The sequence below is a fragment of the Streptomyces sp. NPDC093261 genome, from assembly GCF_044753645.1.
GTDB lineage: Bacteria > Actinomycetota > Actinomycetes > Streptomycetales > Streptomycetaceae > Streptomyces.
In genome coordinates this window covers 549,118-568,485 of sequence record NZ_JBIVNO010000003.1, presented here as the reverse complement: position 1 = coordinate 568,485, position 19,368 = coordinate 549,118, and the positions used below count along the sequence as shown (strand labels likewise).

Annotated in this window: 17 protein-coding genes and 1 tRNA gene; 12 read left to right on the top strand and 6 right to left on the bottom strand. The window is 70.9% G+C overall.

Translation table 11 applies throughout. The features are described from left to right. Positions 1 to 164: 164 nt before the first annotated feature. Positions 165 to 392: a CPCC family cysteine-rich protein gene (locus ACIP94_RS11660; protein WP_402423094.1), complete on the bottom strand. Its 228-nt coding sequence runs from the start codon at positions 390 to 392 to the stop codon at positions 165 to 167. A gap of 1,003 nt (positions 393 to 1,395) precedes the next feature. On the opposite strand from ACIP94_RS11660, the gene ACIP94_RS11655 reads away from it, so the two are divergent. Further along, positions 1,396 to 2,184 (top strand): tyrosine-type recombinase/integrase, encoded by a 789-nt coding sequence (locus ACIP94_RS11655; protein WP_402423013.1) that lies wholly within the window; start codon positions 1,396 to 1,398, stop codon positions 2,182 to 2,184. Between the two features lie 138 nt (positions 2,185 to 2,322). Here ACIP94_RS11655 and ACIP94_RS11650 read toward each other — a convergent pair. Next, positions 2,323 to 2,407, bottom strand: a tRNA-Ser gene (locus ACIP94_RS11650). A 169-nt stretch (positions 2,408 to 2,576) separates the two neighbouring features. Between ACIP94_RS11650 and ACIP94_RS11645 the strand changes: the two genes are divergently transcribed. Continuing rightward, entirely contained in the window at positions 2,577 to 3,224 is a 648-nt protein-coding gene (locus tag ACIP94_RS11645) for a DUF1707 domain-containing protein (RefSeq protein ID WP_402423010.1), read from the top strand. Between the two features lie 86 nt (positions 3,225 to 3,310). Here ACIP94_RS11645 and ACIP94_RS11640 read toward each other — a convergent pair whose 3' ends face one another. Then, positions 3,311 to 4,798, bottom strand: coding sequence for a S1C family serine protease (locus ACIP94_RS11640; protein WP_402423008.1), 1,488 nt, complete (start codon positions 4,796 to 4,798; stop codon positions 3,311 to 3,313). A 279-nt stretch (positions 4,799 to 5,077) separates the two neighbouring features. Here ACIP94_RS11640 and ACIP94_RS11635 point away from each other — a divergent pair, with 279 nt between their 5' ends. The 3 genes from ACIP94_RS11635 to ACIP94_RS11625 all read left to right on the top strand — a co-directional run bounded on the left by ACIP94_RS11635 (position 5,078) and on the right by ACIP94_RS11625 (position 8,165). Next, positions 5,078 to 5,887, top strand: a complete 810-nt coding sequence (locus tag ACIP94_RS11635; RefSeq protein WP_402423005.1) for a glycerophosphodiester phosphodiesterase — start codon at positions 5,078 to 5,080, stop codon at positions 5,885 to 5,887. 459 nt (positions 5,888 to 6,346) lie between these two features. Then, entirely contained in the window at positions 6,347 to 6,976 is a 630-nt protein-coding gene (locus tag ACIP94_RS11630; RefSeq protein WP_402423092.1) for an ATP-binding protein, read from the top strand. 223 nt (positions 6,977 to 7,199) lie between these two features. Then, the gene (locus tag ACIP94_RS11625) at positions 7,200 to 8,165 is read left to right on the top strand and encodes a DUF5926 family protein (protein ID WP_402423002.1); all 966 of its coding nucleotides are present in this window, start codon (positions 7,200 to 7,202) and stop codon (positions 8,163 to 8,165) included. 256 nt (positions 8,166 to 8,421) lie between these two features. Here ACIP94_RS11625 and ACIP94_RS11620 read toward each other — a convergent pair whose 3' ends face one another. After that, positions 8,422 to 8,976, bottom strand: coding sequence for a hypothetical protein (locus ACIP94_RS11620; protein WP_402423089.1), 555 nt, complete (start codon positions 8,974 to 8,976; stop codon positions 8,422 to 8,424). Positions 8,977 to 9,086: 110 nt separating this feature from the next. Beyond that, positions 9,087 to 9,752, bottom strand: coding sequence for a bifunctional DNA primase/polymerase (locus tag ACIP94_RS11615; protein WP_402423000.1), 666 nt, complete (start codon positions 9,750 to 9,752; stop codon positions 9,087 to 9,089). A 481-nt stretch (positions 9,753 to 10,233) separates the two neighbouring features. On the opposite strand from ACIP94_RS11615, the gene ACIP94_RS11610 reads away from it, so the two are divergent. Next, a complete protein-coding gene (locus ACIP94_RS11610) occupies positions 10,234 to 11,754 on the top strand; it encodes a PP2C family protein-serine/threonine phosphatase (protein ID WP_402422997.1) in 1,521 nt (506 codons plus the stop codon). Between the two features lie 129 nt (positions 11,755 to 11,883). Next, positions 11,884 to 13,374 carry an aminopeptidase P family protein gene (locus tag ACIP94_RS11605; protein WP_402422994.1) on the top strand — a complete coding sequence of 497 codons (1,491 nt, stop codon included), beginning with the start codon at positions 11,884 to 11,886 and terminating at the stop codon, positions 13,372 to 13,374. Between the two features lie 180 nt (positions 13,375 to 13,554). On the opposite strand, the gene ACIP94_RS11600 is transcribed toward ACIP94_RS11605, so the two are convergent. After that, a complete protein-coding gene (locus tag ACIP94_RS11600; protein ID WP_402422991.1) occupies positions 13,555 to 14,010 on the bottom strand; it encodes an ATP-binding protein in 456 nt (151 codons plus the stop codon). A 244-nt stretch (positions 14,011 to 14,254) separates the two neighbouring features. On the opposite strand from ACIP94_RS11600, the gene ACIP94_RS11595 reads away from it, so the two are divergent. The 5 genes from ACIP94_RS11595 (at position 14,255) to ACIP94_RS11575 (ending at position 19,366) form a co-directional block, all read left to right on the top strand. Beyond that, positions 14,255 to 15,091, top strand: a complete 837-nt coding sequence (locus ACIP94_RS11595; protein ID WP_402422988.1) for a hypothetical protein — start codon at positions 14,255 to 14,257, stop codon at positions 15,089 to 15,091. 150 nt (positions 15,092 to 15,241) lie between these two features. Next, entirely contained in the window at positions 15,242 to 15,988 is a 747-nt protein-coding gene (locus tag ACIP94_RS11590) for a YcnI family protein (protein ID WP_402422985.1), read from the top strand. Positions 15,989 to 16,094: 106 nt separating this feature from the next. Beyond that, positions 16,095 to 16,769: an SCO family protein gene (locus ACIP94_RS11585; RefSeq protein ID WP_402422982.1), complete on the top strand. Its 675-nt coding sequence runs from the start codon at positions 16,095 to 16,097 to the stop codon at positions 16,767 to 16,769. After that, on the top strand, positions 16,766 to 17,227 hold the full coding sequence (locus ACIP94_RS11580) for a copper chaperone PCu(A)C (protein WP_402422979.1): 462 nt from the start codon (positions 16,766 to 16,768) through the stop codon (positions 17,225 to 17,227). The genes ACIP94_RS11585 and ACIP94_RS11580 overlap by 4 nt, the downstream gene beginning before the upstream one ends. Before the next feature lie 126 nt (positions 17,228 to 17,353). Then, positions 17,354 to 19,366, top strand: a complete 2,013-nt coding sequence (locus ACIP94_RS11575) for a copper resistance CopC/CopD family protein (protein ID WP_402423086.1) — start codon at positions 17,354 to 17,356, stop codon at positions 19,364 to 19,366. Positions 19,367 to 19,368 lie beyond the last annotated feature (2 nt).

Genomic DNA, 19,368 nt, shown 5'->3' with positions numbered 1-19,368 from the left:
GGGTCGACTGGTTCAACAACCAGCGCCTCCACACAGCGATCGGCGACATCCCGCCCCACGAGCACGAGACCAACCACTACGCTCAACCCCAGCCCCAACCGGCCGCTGGGGTCAACGCATAGAGCCTCCACCGATCCCGGAGCGGTTCAACTGCACTGGTCCGTTCACCGACAAGGTGAACACCTGGTATCGCAGGATTGACGGCTCTGGAACCTTCGACGGGCTTCGGTCAGGCTCATCGAGCCGTTGGGGCCACCGCGGATGGCGTCCGCATCCTGATCGTCCTGTCCGTCGTCCTCCCATCCGCACACTTCGCACATTTCGAACCCGCCGCGATGAGTGAGCGTCATGTGGCGACAGCATGGGCAAGGCTCCGTGCCGATCTCCGGCACCCCATGGTTGTTGACGAATGGCACGGTCACCCCCTCATGATGCCTGGTCGGCGCCGTCTGTTTCGACGTGGATCAGTAGCCGAAGAAGTGACGGGCCGGGTCTCTGACCTGCGGCCGTGCAATCGATCAACGCTGCGACCTGCGACTAACCGTCGGTGGTTGTCAGCGTTGGTCGTCGTCGGCCGCCCCCGGACGGCCCACAGACGGCCCAGCGCTCACAAGCGCCTGATGCAAGTTGGGCCGTCCGCGGCAACCAAAATCGGTGCAGCAAGGTCTCATGGATATGAGCCCTCGTTTCACGGTGCCGGGTGCGACACATGTCAGCATGGTCCGCCTGCTTGGGGCCAGCACGGTCATGATCGGTGTGCTTGCTGGGTGCACGACCCAGCCGACAGTATGTGCGGCCTCGGCGGTATATGCGTTTCCCTCCGTCCAACTAAACGTCTCGGCTTGGACGCGATCGCACCCGCAGGCGACAATGCGAGCCTGCGCCGGCACTCACTGCGTTTCGTACCCAGGCGGGGTTGTCGGAGCGCACCTGCACGTCCCGACTTCACCCGGCACCGACCCACGCCGCATAGTGCCAATCACCCTCACCGCGGACCAGGCCGGACAGCAGGTGCTCCGGACCAACACCTTGGTGCGGCTCGTGCACCACACCACGCATGATCCGTGTGGATCACGCGACTGGTGGACAGCGTCGGTCACCCTCACCGCGACGGGAAAGCTCCAGCCCGGCTGATTGTCGGCGCCTAGAGCCCCAGTTTGGAAGATCGCGTATGCGGATGTGGCCTGAGCTGGCAAAACGCTGACCTGCGCGTTTCCGGGCTGCGCGCCGTGGTTCCCCGCTGTTCCCGTCGGTTACTGCCCCATCGGGCACGCCGGGGGCACGGTCAGCCTTCGCCGTGCTCGGGTGCTGTGAGGTCCACCCATATCCACGGCTTGCGGTGCCACGCGCGCAAGCAAGCCAGCCGCAGCGAACACCTTCCGGCGGCGCCGCGCCGTGCTGAGCAACTGCCTGCGCCTCGCCGTCGAGCACGAGTTGCTGCCCGGCAACCCCATGCACCGCGTGCACTGGGAGACCTCCAAGGCGGTGGAAGAGCTGGACGTCCGCAGCGTCGCCACGCCAGCGCAAGCGCGGGCGCTGCTGGATGCGGTCCGTGCGCAAGGTCCGCGCGGTGCCCACCTGGTGGCGTTCTTCGCGTGCATGTACTACGCCGCAAAGCGACCTGAAGAGGTCTCCATGCTGAGCGCTGACCAGTGCGAACTACCAGAGAAGGGGTGGGGACGGCTCATGCTCGCCGGCGCCCGTCCACAGGTGGGCTCCGTATGGACCGATGACGGCAAGCCCTACGAGGAGCGGCAACTGAAGCACCGGGCTCGGCGTGCGGTGCGGCCCGTGCCCATTCCGCCGGTCCTGGTCACCATCCTGCGAGAGCACATCGACACGTTCGGGACTACGGCAGAAGGTCGGCTGTTCAGCGCTGTACGCGGTGGCCCGGTTCGGTCGCAGGAGTATGGCGCTGTATGGAAGGAGGCCCGGCGGAAGGCGCTCACCCCGGCGCAGGTCGCCTCTCCGCTGGCTGCGATCCCGTACGACCTGCGGCATGCCTGCGTCTCGTTCTGGCTCCGCTCCGGGGTGAGCCTCGCGGAGACGGCCCGCCGCGCGGGACAGAGTGTCGCTGTTCTTCAGCGCTACTACGCCAAGGTTCTGGATGGGGAAGAGGCGAGGATGAACGCGCTGATCGAGCAGGGGTTGGCGGAGCAGGAGAGCAAGTCTGAGGGCCCGTGAATCCTGGCCGCAGGTTGGCCGCACGGGCTGGTCAGAGGTGGGATACCGCCGGATCAGAGTGAGACAGGGTGCATGCGGAAGGGGTGCCGCTCCTGAGAGTGGCACCCCTTCTGACCTGCAAGCTTCTGACCTGCGGAGCGGTGGGTGTGGGATTTGAACCCACGGTGGCTTGCGCCACGACGGTTTTCAAGACCGTTCCCTTAGGCCGCTCGGGCAACCCACCCGTGCGCCGCCCACCTGGGGCGGGGCGGGTACAGCGTACCGGCCTCGCGCGTTTCGCGGGGGCGTGGTCCACCGCGGGTCCGGTCGTCCCCTGAGATCCGTCAGGGTCATCCCCCATTTTCCCCGACCGGGCGTTGCCGGTCCCCTGAGCCCGCCAGCACACTGAATCCATGCCAGGCGACATCTCCAGAGCAGATGATTCCTCACCCCAACGCCCGGTGTCCGAGCAGCGGGTGTCTCATCGAGACCGGGATCAGGCCGTGGAGATCCTCCGGGTCGCGGCCGGGGACGGCCGGCTGACGGCCACCGAGCTGGACGAGCGCGTCGAGGCGGCGCTGGCGGCACGCACCGCCTCCGATCTCGCGGCGCTGACCGCGGACCTGCCGCTGGAGGGGATGCCGCAGCAGGCCCGCGAGGTGATCCGGATCGACCAGCGCTTCGGAGAGGGCAGGCGCACGGGTCGCTGGCTGGTTCCACACCGGATGGAGATCCGGCTGATGTTCAGCGATCTGAAGCTCGACTTCACCGAGGCCGTGATCACCCACGACACCCTGTACATCGATATGAACCTGCGCATCGGCGGAAATCTGACCCTGATCACCGGGCCGGGGATCGTGGTCGACGCCGACGACGTCACCTACAGCCGCGGCGACATCAAGGTCCCTCCGGCCACCGACCCGGATACTCCCGTACGACTGCGCTTGGTGCTGTCCGGAAGGTCGACCGGTGGTGACATCGTGGCTCGCCCGGCGCGGCGCACGCCCTTGCGGTGGCTCCGCCGCAAGCCTCAGGCCAGGCGACGGCCGCTGAACGGCTGACGCTTTGGTCCACGGAAGGGGTGCCGCTCGGTGAGCGGCACCCCTTCCGTACGTAGGAGCGGTGCCCCGTACGCAGGAGCTACGGCTCAGCTGTCGCCGACGCGGGCGCCCAGGGTCAGGTCGACGGTGTGGGACTTCCCGTCGCGCTCGTAGGTGATCGTGACCTTGTCACCCGGCTTGTGGGTCCAGATCTCGCCGATCAGGGTCGGGCCGCTGTCGATCACCGAGTCGTCGAGCTTGGTGATCACGTCACCCGGCTTGAGGCCCGCCTTGTCCGCCGGACCGCCCGACTCGACCGCGGCGGCACCGGCCGCCCCCTGGTCGGTGATCTTCGCCCCGCTGCTGCCGTCCTCCAGCGAGACGGACGCACCGATCTTGGCGTAGACCGGCTTGCCCGTCTTGATCAGCTGCTGGGCGACGTACTTGGCCTGGTTGATCGGGATCGCGAAGCCCAGGCCGATCGAACCGGACTGGCCGCTGCTGCCGAGGCCGCTGCTGCCCGTGGACTGGATCGCCGAGTTGATGCCGATGACCGCGCCCTGCGCGTCCAGCAGGGGGCCGCCGGAGTTGCCCGGGTTGATCGAGGCGTCCGTCTGCAGGGCGCTCATGTAGGACGCCTTGCTGGAGGAGCTGCCGTCGCTGGAGGCCACCGGGCGGTTCTTCGCGCTGATGATGCCCGTGGTCACCGTGTTCGACAGACCGAAGGGGGCGCCGATGGCGATCGTCGCGTCGCCGACCGCCACCCTGTCGGAGTCGCCGAGCGGGAGCGGATTGAGGTCCGACGGGGCGTTCTTGAGCTTGATCACGGCGACGTCGTAGCCCTGGGCGTGCCCGATGATCTCGGCGTCGTACCTCTTGCCGTTCGGGAAGGTCGCCGTGAGCTTTCCGCCGTCCACCGCGTCCGCGACCACGTGGTTGTTGGTGACGATGTGGCCCTGCTTGTCGAAGACGAAGCCCGTGCCGGTGCCGCCCTGGCCGCTGGTGCTCTCGGCCTCGATGGTCACCGTGCTCGGCAGGTCCTTGGCGGCCACGGCCGCGACCGAGCCGTTGTCGTGCTTGACGTCACCGCCGCCGGTGGCGGCGGACACGGTCGTCGAGCCCGTCGAGTCGTCGTTCCTGGCCAGCTGGTAGCCGATGCCGCCACCCACGCCGCCCGCGACCAGCGCGGCCACGAGGACCGCGGCGACCAGGCCGCCGCGGCCCTTCCTCGGCTTCGGAGCCGGCTCCTGGTACGCGGCACCCCAGACGCCGCTCGCACCACCGCCGCCGCCCGCATGGGAGGGGACCCCCGGCGGAGGCGGCGGCCAGCCCGCCCCGGCGGCCGAGGGGGCGCCGGGCTGCCCCGGAGGCACCGGCGGGAACTGGGTGGTCGGCGCGCCCTCCGGCTGGGCGGCGCCCTGCGGGTACGGAGCACCCTCCGGGGGCGGAGTGCTGCCCGCGACCGGACCGGACGTCGCCGCGGACGGCGCGTGCCCCTGGGGAGCCGCGCCCGGCGCGGAAGCGGGAGCGTCCACCGGCACGGGAGGTGCAGACGGGGCCGGAGGGACCGCAGTGCCCTCGTTCTCGGTGCTCACAGCTCTTCTCCTCGTTCCACGGCTGTTCCAATGGGTCGCACTCGGCCGCCTTCGCTCACCCTGCGCGGCGCTGGGCGCGTTACAGCTGTGCAAGTCTTTTGTACGTCGTCAAGCTTTTCCCACGGGACGTCAGGGCACCATAAGCGGCGGCTGTGGGTCCGTGTCCTCTCTTTATATCGGACCTGTCCGAACAAAAATCTGCATCCCCGACGCCTCGCCGATACCGTCACGTCGCCTTCCGATACCACACCTTCCCCTCGATGGTGGCACCATGACGCGGTGACCCACGCACGACAGCACCTGGTCCAGGTCGTCGCCCACCGGGGAGCCTCCGAGGAGGCCCCCGAGCACACCCTGGCCGCGTACAAGAAGGCGATCGAGGACGGTGCGGACGCCCTCGAGTGCGACATCCGGCTGACCGCGGACGGACACCTCGTCTGCGTCCACGACCGACGCATCAACCGCACGTCCAACGGCCGCGGCGCGGTCTCCGCCCTGGAGCTGGCCGACCTCGCCGCGCTGGATTTCGGCTCCTGGAAGAGGAGCGACGAGGAGCCCGACTGGGAGCACCGCCCGCAGGACCCCGAGGACACCTCCGTCCTCACCCTGGAGCGCCTGCTCGAACTCGTCGCCGATGCCGGGCGCCCCATCGACCTGGCTATCGAGACCAAGCACCCCACGCGTTGGGCGGGGCAGGTCGAGGAGCGGCTGCTGCATCTGCTGAAGCGATTCGGCTTGGACGCCCCGGCGTCCCCGGCCGAATCCTCGGTGCGCATCATGAGCTTCTCGGCGCGCTCGCTTCACCGGGTACGGGCCGCGTCCCCGAACCTGCCGACGGTCTATCTGCTGCAGTTCCTCTCGCCCCGGCTGCGGGACGGACGACTGCCCGCGGGCGTCCGGATCGCGGGCCCCTCGATACGGATCGTGCGCAGTTACCCCGCGTACATCCAGCGGCTGAAGCTGGTCGGCCACCAGGTGCACGTATGGACCGTGAACGAGCCCGAGGACGTCGACCTCTGCCTCGAGCTGGGTGTGGACGCCATCATCACCAACCGCCCGCGCGCCGTTCTGCACCAGCTGGGCCGCTGAGCGGCGTGCGCCGCACGGCCGCTGAGGGTTGTCCGCCGACCCGCCCGCCGAGGGACGTGCGCCGACACGGCCACCGAGCGGCGTGCGCGGGAACGGCCACCGAGCGAGGTGCGCGGCGTCCGCGAGTACGGACACCGAGCGAGGTGCGCGGGTACGGCCACCGAGCGGCGTGCGCGGGAACGGCCACCGAGCGGCGTGCGCGGGGTACGGACACTGAGGCGCCTGCGTCGGCCGGACCGCTGAGCGGCTCCACCGCCCGGTGCCGGGGTCCGTCACGTCGCCCGGGCGATCCCGTTCACACCGTGGGAGATCCGGCCCGCATCGCCGGCCGATCCCGCTCACATCGCCGGATGATCCCGTTCACATAGCGCTATGGATCCTGTCGCATAAGGGATGGAAACCGGCCAAGTAATGACGGGGTGTGCACCGGCGCGTTCGCTGCGTGTTCGTTCGTTAGCAATGCGTCAGCGTAGCGACACCGTCCGGTTTCCGCGCCATTGCCATGGGGCATTCACACCGTGGCGTGGGGCGAAGGAGGTCTCGGGGGTGGCGTTGGTGGTGGCACAGGAGGTGCCCACGTCGTCGAGCATGGCCGTACCCCATGGTCCTGCGGGCGTGGGGGAAGCAAGACATCGGATGCGCGATCAACTGCGAACCGGTGGCGTGGCGGAATCGGTCATCGACGATGCCGTACTGATCCTTTCGGAACTGCTCAGTAATGCGTGTCGCCACGGCAGACCACTGGGTGACAGCCTGCATGGGGACGGGGACGTACGCGCCGCTTGGCGCGTCGACGCCTCCGGGCGGCTCACGGTCGAGGTGACGGACGGCGGTGGCCCCACCCGCCCGGTCCCCGCGACCCCCTCGGTCACCGCGCACGGCGGCCGCGGGCTGAACATCATCACGGCGCTGGCCAAGGACTGGGGCGTCCGGGACAACGTCCACGGCGAGGTCACGGTCTGGGTCGTCGTCCAGGAAGACATCGGCCCGGCACACCGGCGCGATGATTTCGCTACGCGCGTCACGGCCCCCTCCGTCTCGGAGCTGCCCGGCCTGGACTTCGCGGACGCGTTCGACGATCTGGACTGACAGCCGTCGCCCGGGTTCCGAACGGCCGGCGAGCCCGTCGCCCGGTCGCCGGCCGGGCCGGGGGCCGGGCGGCCGGCACCTGCCCGGCCGGCGCCTTCCGACCTGGAACGGAGCACCGCTTCGAGGACGCCTCGGTGCGTTGTCCACAGGATCCCGTCGGGCGTCCTGCGAACGGCTAGGCTCGCGCCCGTACGAAACGAGCCGTAACCGGGAGACACCCACGATGGCCAAGAAGCGACCCCAGACCCAGGCCAAGCGCCCGCAGCTCACGGATGCTGAGATCCCGGTCGTCGGCGCCCGTGAGCCCTGCCCCTGCGGCAGCGGCCGCCGCTACAAGGCCTGCCACGGCCGGGCCGCCGCGCACGCGGCGACCGAGCTGGTACAGCGTCCGTTCGAGGGACTTCCGGGCGAGTGCGACTGGATCGCGCTGCGCGAGCTGGTGCCGGCGGCGACCGTCGAGCTGAAGCTCAGAGACGAGCTCCCCGAGGACGTCCCCTCGGTCACGCTCGTGACGGTACTGCCGATGGCGTGGCCTGCCCTGCGCCGCGACGACGGCTCGGTCCTGCTCGGCCTGCAGAACGACACGGCATCGGGCGACATCAGCCGCGACCTCGCGGACACCCTCCAGCGCGCCCTGACCGCCGAGCCGGGCACAGCGGTCCAGGGCCGCCGCGCGCCCGCCGACGGACCGCGGCTTCAGGACCTGCTCGACCCCGAAGGCGCCTTCGAGCCGGTCGTCCACAGCGGTTTCGAGTTCTGGGTCCCGGACGCGGAGAACGCGACGCCGGAGGTGGCCGCCTCCCTGGAGCGTGCCAACGCCGCCGCCATCCCGACCGTGAAGCTCCAGGGCGTCGACGCCGCCTACTGGTGCGAGACCCCCGAGAAGAACCACCTGCGGTGGGTCATGCCGCACTCCGAGGAGCGGCTTCTGGACGCTCTCGCGCGGTTGCACGCGGCCGGGCAGTCGACCCTCGGCGAAGGCACCCGCCTGGTCGGCTCCTTCCGTGCGCACGGGCTCACGGTGCCGGTCTGGGACCTGCCGAGCGACGTGCGCGCCGAGGATGTCGAGAAGCCCGCGGCCGAGTTCGCGGAGCGCCTCGCGGCCGCCCTGGCGTCGGACGCACCGCTCACCACGGACGAGCGCCGGGCGCGCGGCGGGCTGACCAACCGGCAGGTGACGCTCAGCTGACACACCGCCTCCGCCTGACCGACCGGTCAGGCGGACCGGGGAGCCTCCCACGGGTGACTCCTGTCACAAGTCGCCGCTGTGACAGTTAAATCCGTGTCCGAATAGCCGAGATCGAATTTGCGAACCGCCGATCTCTTGTTACCGTTCCAGTAGCCCGGTTGCTGGTGCATCCCCCGTCGCCAGCAACCGGGTCTTTCCATATCAACGTGCGCGCATCCCGTCGGCGCGGGGGCAACTTACTTGAATGGCGGCCGGTTTACCGCTCGTTCGACTGGGGCCGTTCGCTTCCGGAGCGCAGCAGCAGCGGTCCGCCCCCATCGCGCCGGGCGAACTCCGCGATCGCCGCATACGCCCCCGGGTCGCCCGACACATGCTGTCGGGGCGTCTCGCAGGTCTCCGGGTCGTCCGCGGCGACGACGGCGCAGCGCATCTCGACGGTGCGGCCGTCGGGCGCCATGAGGTTCAGGACGGAACTCAGTTCCTCGCCGCCGGCGTTGCGGTAGTACGTGCGCGCCCAGATGTCCGGCCCCCGCGTCAGCACGCAGGTCTGCGCCTCGATGCCTTCGCCCGAGGAGAGTTGGGGGCCGCAGCGGACGGCGGTGGCGGCAGCCGGGCCCGACAGCAGCGGGGAGCGCCCGGAGACCGGCCGCTTCGCGTCATCGTGCGCGGGCGGGCGGAACGCGCCGCGATCCGCTTCGCCGACCGGTCCGGCGGAGGCCACCGTGAGCGGCAGGGCGGCCATGGCCGCGACCACACCCAGGAGCGCGAGCAGCCGGATTCCACGGGGGTCGGGTCGGCCGGGCCCCGGCATGTCCTCCGTGAGGCCGAGCCCCCGCTTCCCGTGCCCCCCAGGACGCATCACCATGGGGGCGAAGATATCCGCCGATCACGGGCGCCCGGATCGGCGCGCGCCCGACACCCCTACAACTCGGGCGCGCTCACACCCTTACGAGTGAGGGCCTCCACGGCCGCGTCCACGACGGCCTCCACATCGGGGACCCAGGGCGTGGCGGAGCCGGGCAGCGGAGCGCGTTCCCAGCGGATGGGCCCGTGACCGGTCTCGGACGGGGGAAGCGCCAGATAGCCGCCCTCGCCGTGGAAGCGCAGCGAGCCGGGGACGAAGTCCTGGGCGTAGAGCAGGTCGCCCAGTTGCTCCATGGAGTACGGCGCCACGAGGATCGCCCACCGGTGCGGCCCGGCCACGACCGGGCCGAGGCGCATGCCCTTCCGGTCGAGCGCGGCCAGGGAACGCGAGGCCGCGAGGGCGGGCAGGCTCACCGCGCAGGGCGCCCCGCCCCCGGTGGCCAGCACGATCGGTGCGGAGGGCCGGTTGGTCCACCACCAGCGCACCATGCGCTCGTCGGTGGTGGCCGCGAGCAGCCCCGGGTCGAAGGGGTGCGCCCCGGGCACCGTGCACTCCGGGTCGGGGCATCCGCAGCCGGCACGTCCCTGCGGGTCGGGTGCCACACCCGGGAGAACGGGCCACTGCCATTCGGTCGCGAAGGTCAGGGCCGCGCCGATCAGCTCAGGCTTCCCGTCGTTCCGGCCGGACAGGAGCCTGCGTCGCCTTCCGAGGATCTCGCGCATGAGCGCTCGTTCCTTTCCGTTGCACGCCTGGCAACACCGAGGACCACATCACACCATGTGTCGATCACTTCACTGTGCGTACCTACTGGCGCATCACACCCCTGTCATGGACAGGGGGAACCCCTATGGGCCGAGCGTTGGCTGCGTCCGCGTCCATACTGCGCCCATCACAAGCATGGGCATGGCGTGGGGTGGCGGCGCCTGGCGATTTGCCGTCCCGCTCTTACTCGCCGCCTCCGCCACGGGAGGATGGGGCTCGGTCGTCGGTGGTTAAGACGCCCGGGTCCGGCGCCAGGTTCCGGGTGGTCCCCAACCACCCCTGGCCTTCACCGAGTACGTACCCATCACGACCGCTGTGACGCTCTGTCGAACGAGGCCAGTCGACCGCAATGGGGTGATACCCGAGGCGGTTTTAAGCCAACTTTGCTTCCTCGCAAGAGAGTAAGAACGCCCCACGGACACCAGGAATCCCAGCAGGACAATGCTGGACATCCCCTTACGAGTGCGTGTACATGTGGAGATACCGCTAGCGGCGCAGATTGACATGGGGGTTTGCGATGCTATCGAGCAATACGCACCGGTTCGAAAGCCGGACACCATGAACGCCCCTCACCCTCCGAAAGTGGCTGGAATCGACTCCACGGTTCCTCCGCCCGCACACACTGTCGCGCCGACGTCTGCCGGCACGGGTGTCACTCCCTCGGCCGTCCCCGCCGCGCCCGTCGGCCCCGGAGCCGTTCTCCAGGACCGGCTCGCCGGCTGGGTCTCCGATCTGACGACCCTGCATGAACTCACCGAGCGCCTGGCGCGCACAGGTTCACTCGCCGACGCGCTCCAGGAACTGCTGCGCGCCGGTGCCGCCCTCGTGGGCGCCCGGCGCGGTCTTGTCGTACTGGAGCCCCGTGACGGCCTCGGCCCCGAGGCCACGATCGGCCTCGGCCTCGCCCGCGCCGACCTCGGGCACATCGAGACCGTGCCGCGCAGTTCGCTGTCGTACGGCAGGATTCTCGACGGACTGCCCGGCGGCGAGCGCGGGATCGCCCAGCCGGATCTGTTCTCCGAGGACGGCCTCGACCCCCGCCACCGCGAGGTGGCCGCCCGGCTCGGCTACGCCGCGAGCTACGCACTCCCCCTGTCCAGCGAGACGGCCGGCCGTCTCGGCGCCGCCGTGTGGCTCTACGACGAACCCGCCGAGCCGGTCGAGCGCCAGCGCCACCTCGTCGGCCTCTACGCCCGCTACGCGACCGAGCATGTGGCGCGCATGGTCGAGATCGAGCGCACGCGTGCGTGCATGAAGACGATCTCCGAGGAGCTGTTGCCCACCCGGCTGCCCCGGGCCGCCGGCGTCCAGCTCGCCGCGCGGCGCCGCAGCGGCCCGCGCGGAGGCGGCGACTGGTACGACGCGCTGCCGCTGCCCGACGCCGCGCTCGGCCTGGCCGTCGGTTCGGTGACCGGGTCCGGGCCCGGCGCGGTCGCCGCGATGGGACGGCTGCGGGCCTCCCTGCGCGCCTACGCCGTGATGGAGGGCGAGGACCCGGTGGCGGTTCTCTCCGATCTGGAGCTGCTGCTGAGGCTCACCGAGCCCGCCCGTTCCGCCACCGCCTTGTTCGCGTACTGCGAGCCCGCGCTGCGCAGGCTCACCCTCGCCGGTGCCGGGCACAGCCCGCCGCTCGTGATCGGCCCGCGGCGCACGGAGTTCGTCGAGACCTCGCTGTCGGCTCCCCTCGGGATGCTGGCCTGCTGGGAGGCGCCGAGCATCGAGCTGACCGCGGAGCCCGGCGAAACCGTCCTGCTGTACACCGACGGGCTGCTGCACCGCACCGGGGACTCCCTGGACCGCGCCTTCGCCCGGCTGCACGCGGCGGCCGCCGGTGTGCCGAGGCCGCTGCGCACCGACCCGGGAGCGGTCGCCGACCACGTGCTGCGCACGGTGCTGCCCGACTGCCTGGACCAGGCGGACAGCACGGAGGACGTGGTGCTGCTGGCGGCGCGGTTCGAGTGAGGGCCCGGCTGCCCCCGGTGCCCCCTCCGGCCTCGGTGACCCAGCGCCTTCGGTAAGAGGCGCTCCGGCCCTGGGCCCCCTTCCGTACGACCGTACGATGGTGGGGGCCCAGTGCCGTATCAAAGGAGGATGACCGTGGCGGACCAGCTCATTCCGGCCGTATCGGATCCTGCTGCCGACGCAGCGGGCCCGGACGAGACCGAAGAGCCGATCAAGCAGCGCAAGAACGGCCTGTACCCGGGCGTTTCCGACGAGCTGGCCGAGAACATGAAGTCCGGCTGGGCCGACACCGAGCTGCACGACCTGCGGCCGATCGCCCAGACCGCCGAGACCGCCGCCCGCCGCGCCGCGCTCTCCGCGCGCTTCCCCGGCGAGCGCCTGGTGATCCCCGCGGGCAACCTGAAGACCCGCTCGAACGACACGGAGTACCCCTTCCGCGCCTCCGTGGAGTACGCGTACCTCACCGGCAACCAGACCGAGGACGGCGTCCTCGTCCTCGAGCCGACGGCGGACGGTCACACCGCGACCCTCTATCTGCTGCCGCGTTCCAACCGTGAGAACGGCGAGTTCTGGCTCTCCGGCCAGGGGGAGCTGTGGGTCGGCCGCCGCCACTCGCTCGCCGAGGCCGGGCGGCTGTACGGCATCCCGGCGTCGGACGTGCGCGAGCTGCCCGAGAAGCTGAAGGAGGCCACCGGTTCGGTCCGGGTCGTCCGGGGCTACGACGCGGGCATCGAGGCCGCGCTGCACGACAAGGTCACGGCCGAGCGCGACGAGGAACTGCGCGTCTTCCTCTCCGAGGCCCGTCTGGTCAAGGACGACTTCGAGATCGGCGAGCTCCAGAAGGCCGTCGACTCGACCGTGCGCGGCTTCGAGGACGTCGTGAAGGTCCTCGACAGGGCGGAGGCCACCTCCGAGCGGTACATCGAGGGAACGTTCTTCCTGCGCGCCCGGGTGGAGGGCAACGACGTCGGCTATGGCTCCATCTGCGCGTCGGGCCCGCACGCCTGCACGCTGCACTGGGTGCGCAACGACGGTCCGGTCCGCTCCGGGGACCTGCTTCTGCTGGACGCGGGCGTGGAGACGCACACGTACTACACGGCGGACGTCACCCGCACGCTGCCGGTCAACGGCACCTACAGCGAGATCCAGAAGAAGATCTACGACGCCGTGTACGACGCCCAGGAGGCCGGCATCGCGGCGGTGAAGCCGGGCGCCAAGTACCGCGACTTCCACGACGCCGCCCAGCGGGTGCTGGCCGAGCGGCTGGTCGAGTGGGGCCTGGTCGAGGGCCCGGTGGAGCGCGTACTCGAACTGGGCCTCCAGCGCCGCTGGACCCTGCACGGCACGGGCCACATGCTCGGCATGGACGTCCACGACTGCGCGGCCGCCCGCACGGAGACGTATGTGGACGGCACGCTCGAGGCGGGCATGGTGCTCACGGTCGAGCCGGGCCTGTACTTCCAGGCGGACGACCTGACCGTCCCGGAGGAGTACCGCGGCATCGGCGTCCGCATCGAGGACGACATCCTGGTCACGGAGGACGGCAACCGAAACCTTTCGGCGGGCCTCCCGCGGCGCTCCGACGAGGTCGAGGCGTGGATGGCGTCCCTCAAGGGCTGACGAGGACGTCCCCGAGGGGCGGATACGGACGTCCCTGACGGGCTGACGTGATGTGAAGGGCCGGGCCACCGTGGAGCGATGGGTGCCCGGCCCTTCCCCTGTCCGCCGCCGTCGCCGAACGCGGCGCCCGTGCGGGGGACTTGACCGAAAGCGCGGCAAGCGTGGCAGACGCGACGGGCGCTACACGGCCGCCAGCGGGGCGGTCTGCTTCCACTTCAGGATCTTGTCGAAGCTCACCACTGCCCCGCCGTGCCCCGGCGTGTTGCCGATGTGGACGTGGTCGGCGAGTTCCTCGATGAGGCACAGGCCCCGGCCGTGCTCGGCGTCGGCACGGCTCGGCAGGGTGTGGGGACGGGATCTGCCGACCGGGAAGCCCGGGCCCGAGTCGGCGACTTCGATGCGGCACGTCTCACCGTCGAGATACGCCGTGACCCGGTACGCCTCCGACATACCGCCGTGGGCGCTGCCGCCGCCGTGCTCGACCGCGTTGGCGCAGGCCTCGCTCAGAGCGACGGAGAGGTCGTAGGAAATGTCCGGGTCGACGCCCGCGGTCTCCATCGTTCCCATCAGGAGCCGCCGGGCGAGCGGCACGCTCGCAGCTTCGCGCCGCAGATGGAGTGACCACCAGATGCTCATGCTCCAGCCTCCTGGCCGCGGCTCGACATACCGTTACGTATTGCCGCGGGTGCGCTACCGCAATCACCCGGGCGAGAAGATCCCGCCCGTACGGCGGATGCGCCGAAGCCGGGAACGGGTGTATGCACGCGGCGCGCATCGCCGGAGTGTGATCTTCCGGTCACCGGTCCGCATACCGCGGCGAAGGCCACCTTGCGGACCTGCCGCACGGGCCCGGGACGGTCAGTGGGATGATGAGGCCGCCATGAGTGCCCTCCACCAGCGCACGGCGCGCACCGGATGCGATCTGCGCATCCTGAGGGCCGCGGTGTTCGCCGCGGTCTGCGTCGTGCTGGCCGGGGCCGGGCACGCTCTCGCGTCCTGCGCCACGGTGCCGCTGTGGACGCTGGGCGCCGGGTTCCTCGGTGTGTTCGCCGTCACGGCCCTGTTCACCGGGCGGGAGCGTTCGCTGCCCGGCATCGCGGGATTCCTCGTGGTGGGCCAGACCGTGCTGCACACCCTGTTCGGGCTCGGGCACTTCGGTGCCGCGTCGATGGCGTCCATGGGCTCGATGACCTCGAACGCGACGGCCACGGCCGATGCCACGCTCGTGGCACGGGCCGCGCACCTGCTGTGCGGCACCACCGCGGCGGCGATCTCCCCGGCGCAGGCTCAGAAGATCCTCACCGACGCGCGACTCGGCACGGGGACGGACATGGCCGCCATGCACCACCCCGCGGACGCGATGTCCACCGCGGCCGGTTCCTGGTGGTCGGTGCTGCCGTCGGTGCCCATGCTGCTCGGCCACGTCCTCGCGGCCGTCGCCGCCGGGTGGGTGCTGCGCCACGGGGACAGGGCGCTGCTGCGGCTCATGCGCCTGTCCGCGCATGGGGTCGCGGAAGGGGCGCTCGTACGGTCCCTGCGCTCGTCGCTCGCCCTGGTGCGCGCCCTGGTGGCCGGGCTTCCCACGACTCCCGGTGCGGGCGTGCCCACCCGGCGCACCGCGTTCCTCCTGCCGCCGAAGCCCCGGACGACCGCGCTGCGGCACGCGGTGATCCGGCGCGGACCGCCCTCCCCCGCTCCCTGCGTTCTCGCGGTCTGACGCGACGCGCCGCTCCCCCGTCCTTGCGCGAGGAGCCGCCGTCGCGCGGCACGCGCGCGTGCCCGTGCGGCGCCACCACCGTGGTGATCCCCGCGCACGCGCCTTTCCTCGTCAACGGACTCTCACTCGGAGTGGAGTGTTTCTCACGTCATGAAGGCCATCAAGGGTTCCCTGAAGGCGTCCCGTCTCGCCGTCACCGGCGCCGCCGCCGCGTCGGCCGTCCTGTTCCTGTCCGTCCCCGCGTTCGCACACGTCACCGTGCAGCCGGAGGGCGCGGCCGCCAAGGGCGACTACGCGGTCGTCGACTTCAAGGTCCCGAACGAGCGCGACAACGCCTCGACCACCAAGCTCGAGGTCGCCTTCCCGGCCGACCATCCGCTCGCCTCGGTGATGCCGCAACCCCTCGACGGCTGGAAGGTGCAGGTCACCAAGTCCAAGCTCGCCAAGCCGCTCACCGTGCACGGGCGGCAGATCGACGAGGCGGTCACCAAGGTCACCTGGACCGCCACCGGCAAGGGCATCGAACCGGGCTACTTCCAGAAGTTCCCGCTCTCCGTCGGCCAGCTCCCCGAGGACACCGACCACCTCGTCTTCAAGGCCCTCCAGACGTACTCCAACAAGGAGGTCGTGCGCTGGATCGAGCCGCAGAAGGAAGGCCAGGAGGAGCCCGAGAACCCGGCCCCGGTGCTCCGGCTGAGCGCCGCCTCCTCCGGGCCACACGGCGCCACCGCCGAGGGCGCCTCCGCCTCGTCGGGCGCCAAGGACACCGCGTCCGAAGCCTCCACCGGCACCAGTGACACCACCGCCCGCGTCCTCGGGGTCGTGGGCATCGTGGTCGGTGCGGCAGGCGTGGCGTACGGCGTTCTGGCCGGCCGCCGGCGCACCCACCAGGCCTGAGGCCCCGCTCACCCCCGGACGCGCGCCGGGGTCGTACGGCATCGCCGTGACGCGCCCCGTACGGCCCCGGCGCCCACCGAACCACCTCCATCTGGGACATTTCTCTATGCGCAAGAAGAAGAAGCTCGCCGCGGCCACCCTCCTCGCCGCCGCCGCGCTCACCCTCTCCGCCTGCGGATCCGGCGACAGCGGCAGCAAGCCGGTCGCCGTGGTCTCCGCCGAGTCCGGCTCGGACAAGGTCGGCACCGTACTCGACCAGCCGTTCGCGAAGCCGGACCTCGTCCTCACCGACACCCACGGCAAGAAGTACGACCTGCGCGCGCAGACCAAGGACAAGCCGACGCTGATCTACTTCGGCTACACCCACTGCCCCGACGTCTGCCCGCTCACCATGAACAACCTCGCCGTCGCCAAGAAGGAGGTGGAGAAGAGCAAGGAGCTGACCCAGGCGCAGAAGGACTCGCTGCGGATCGTGTTCGTCACCACCGACCCCGAGCGGGACACCCCTTCCGCGCTCGGCAAGTGGCTCCAGGGCATCGACCCCGACATCGTGGGCCTGACCGGCGACTTCTCCACGATCCAGGCCGGGGCCCGCAGCCTGGGCATCAGCATCGAACCGCCCAGGAAGGAGAAGGACGGCAAGATCGTCTCCACCCACGGCACCCAGGTCATCGCGTTCTCCCCGAAGACCAACGGGGGTTATCTGCTCTACGGCCGGAACGCCACCGTCGACGACTACACCAAGGACCTTCCCAAGATCATCAAGGGGGAGAACCCGTGAACCTCCGTCTCGGCCGGATCGCCGCGCTGACGGCGGCGGGTCTGGTGCTCGCCGGCTGCGGTGGCTCGGGCGGCTCGTCCTCGGCCCGCCCCGAGCTGAAGATCACCGGCGCCTATATGCCCGCGCCCGTCACCGGGGACATGGCAGCCGGCTTCTTCACCGTCACCAACTCCGGCGGCGCCGACACCCTGACCTCCGTCACGAGCAGCCTCGCCGGCGACGTGACACTGCACTCCACCAAGGACGGCGCGATGGAGGAGGAGAAGTCGTTCGCCATACCCGCGGACGGCAGACTCGACTTCGCGAGCGGCGGCAACCACCTCATGTTCGAGAACCTCGCCCACAAGCCGAAGCAGGGCGACAAGGTGCCCGTGCGGCTGCACTTTGCCAAGTCCGGAACGGTCACGGTCGAGATGCCGGTGAAGTCCGCGACGTACAACCCGATGACCGGGCACTGAGAGAGGATCACCGTGACGCAGGCCATCGCTCCCGAAGCGCACGTCCGGGGAGACATCCGCAGGGCACGCCCGTGCGGGCGCCGTCTCCGGGCGCTCCCCGCGCTGCTGACGCTGCTGCTCGCCGCCATGGGGGTGCTCTTCGGCGGCGTCGCGCCCGCCTCCGCGCACGCCGCGCTGCTCGGCAGCGACCCCGCGCAGGGAACGGTGGTCGACAAGGCGCCCACCCAGGTCACGCTCACCTTCTCCGAGCAGGTGGCGCTCTCCGACGGCTCGCTGAAGGTCCTCGATCCGCGCGGACGGCGCGTCGACACCGGCAAGCCGTCCCATCTGAGCGGGACGATGTACGGGGTGGCGGTGCGCGCGGGGCTGCCCAAGGGCACGTACACCGTCACCTACCAGGTGGTGTCCGCGGACAGCCACCCCGTCTCCGGCGCCTTCACCTTCTCCGTCGGCGCGCCGTCCGCGACCACGGTCTCGGCCTCCGGGCCGACCGTGGGCGGCGGGGTCGTCGGCTGGCTCTACGGGATCGCACGGTATGTCTCCTACGCCGGGTACATCGTCCTGGTCGGCGGCGCCGCCTTCGTGCTGGCCTGCTGGCAGCGGGGCGCCGGCGTCCGGGCGGTGCAGCGGCTCGTGGTCTCCGGATGGGTGGCCCTCACCTCGGCGACGCTCGCGCTGCTGCTCCTGCGCGGTTCGTACACCGGCTCGGGGAAGGTCGCGGACATCTTCGACCTGTCCCTGATCGGCCAGGTGCTCCAGACCAAGGCCGGGGCGGCACTGGTCTCCCGGCTGCTGCTGCTCGCGGCGGGGGCGCTGTTCATCGCGGTGCTGTTCGGGGCCTACGTACGACGGGACGCGGACGGTTCCGCGGACGTCGACGACCACCGTGGCGGGCAGGGCACCTCCGATGGCGACTCCTTGGACGAGACCGCCGCCCGGGACGCCGAGAAGCGGGACCTCACCTTCGGGCTCGCCCTCGGCGGGACCGTGGTGGCGGCGGGGCTCGCGGCGACCTGGGCGATGGCCGAGCACGCCTCGACCGGCATCCAGACCGGGCTCGCGATGCCGGTCGACGTCCTGCATCTGCTGGCCGTCGCCGTCTGGCTGGGCGGGCTCACAGCGCTGCTCGTGGCGTTGTACCGGGCTCCCTCGATCCAGGCGGCGGCCGTCAGGCGCTTCTCACGCCTCGCGTTCGGGAGCGTGGTGGCGCTGACCGCGACCGGGGTCTACCAGGCGTGGCGGCAGCTGGGCTCGTGGTCCGCCCTGACCGGGACGTCGTACGGACAACTCCTGCTCGTGAAGGTCGCACTGGTCGCCGTTCTGGTGGGCATCGCCTGGATCTCGCGGCGTTGGACGGCGCGGCTGACGGATGTGCGGGATGACGCGTTCCACACGGTGGGCACGAAACGCACGGAGGGGAAGAAGCGGGCGACCGTGGCGGCGAAGGCGTCGGCTCAGGCATCGGCTACGGCATCGGCTACGGCATCGGCCCGGCCACCGGCGAAGGCGTCGGGGAAGGCGTCGGGGAAGGCGTCGGCGAAGGGGGACGCGCAGAAAGGCGCCGCCCGTTCCGAGCGTGCCGCGCAGCTGGCCCGGCAGCAGGCCGCCGTGGCCGCGGCCCGGGTCCGGCGCGCCCGCGAGGCCGACCCGGTCCGTGCGGGGCTACGCCGCTCGGTGCTGGCCGAGGCGGGCGTCGCCGTCGTCCTCCTCGCCGTCGCCACCGCGCTGACCACGACCGAGCCGGGCCGCACGGAGGAGGCGGCCAGGGCGGCCACCACGTCCACCTCGCAAGCGTCCGGCTCCCTGTCGCTGAAGATGCCCTTCGACACCGGCGGCCAGGACGGCAAGGGCACCGTGGAGGTCACCCTCGACCCCGCCCGCGTGGGCGAGAACGAGATGCACATCTACGTGGTGCGCCCCAATGGCAAGGCCTTCGACGTCCCCGAGGTCAAGGTCGCCTTCACCCTGGAGGCCAAGAGCATCGGACCGCTCCCCGTCGTGCCCGACCGCATCGCCACCGGGCACTGGTCGGCGAGCGGCGTCCAGATCCCCATGGCGGGCGACTGGAAGATCGCGGTGACCGTCCGGACCTCCGACATCGACCAGACAACCGTGAACAAGAACGCGAAGATCGGCTGAAC

Bases quoted from the DNA above. Each gene is read 5' to 3' on its own strand.
- ACIP94_RS11615 (WP_402423000.1), bottom strand. From the start codon at position 9,752: ATGCGCGAGATCCTCGGAAGGCGACGCAGGCTCCTGTCCGGCCGGAAC.
- ACIP94_RS11620 (WP_402423089.1), bottom strand. From the start codon at position 8,976: ATGCCGGGGCCCGGCCGACCCGACCCCCGTGGAATCCGGCTGCTCGCG.
- ACIP94_RS11610 (WP_402422997.1), top strand. From the start codon at position 10,234: ATGCTGGACATCCCCTTACGAGTGCGTGTACATGTGGAGATACCGCTA.
- ACIP94_RS11625 (WP_402423002.1), top strand. From the start codon at position 7,200: ATGGCCAAGAAGCGACCCCAGACCCAGGCCAAGCGCCCGCAGCTCACG.
- ACIP94_RS11605 (WP_402422994.1), top strand. From the start codon at position 11,884: ATGACCGTGGCGGACCAGCTCATTCCGGCCGTATCGGATCCTGCTGCC.
- ACIP94_RS11600 (WP_402422991.1), bottom strand. From the start codon at position 14,010: ATGAGCATCTGGTGGTCACTCCATCTGCGGCGCGAAGCTGCGAGCGTG.
- ACIP94_RS11585 (WP_402422982.1), top strand. From the start codon at position 16,095: ATGCGCAAGAAGAAGAAGCTCGCCGCGGCCACCCTCCTCGCCGCCGCC.
- ACIP94_RS11575 (WP_402423086.1), top strand. From the start codon at position 17,354: ATGGGGGTGCTCTTCGGCGGCGTCGCGCCCGCCTCCGCGCACGCCGCG.
- ACIP94_RS11645 (WP_402423010.1), top strand. From the start codon at position 2,577: ATGCCAGGCGACATCTCCAGAGCAGATGATTCCTCACCCCAACGCCCG.
- ACIP94_RS11630 (WP_402423092.1), top strand. From the start codon at position 6,347: ATGCGTCAGCGTAGCGACACCGTCCGGTTTCCGCGCCATTGCCATGGG.
- ACIP94_RS11595 (WP_402422988.1), top strand. From the start codon at position 14,255: ATGAGTGCCCTCCACCAGCGCACGGCGCGCACCGGATGCGATCTGCGC.
- ACIP94_RS11590 (WP_402422985.1), top strand. From the start codon at position 15,242: ATGAAGGCCATCAAGGGTTCCCTGAAGGCGTCCCGTCTCGCCGTCACC.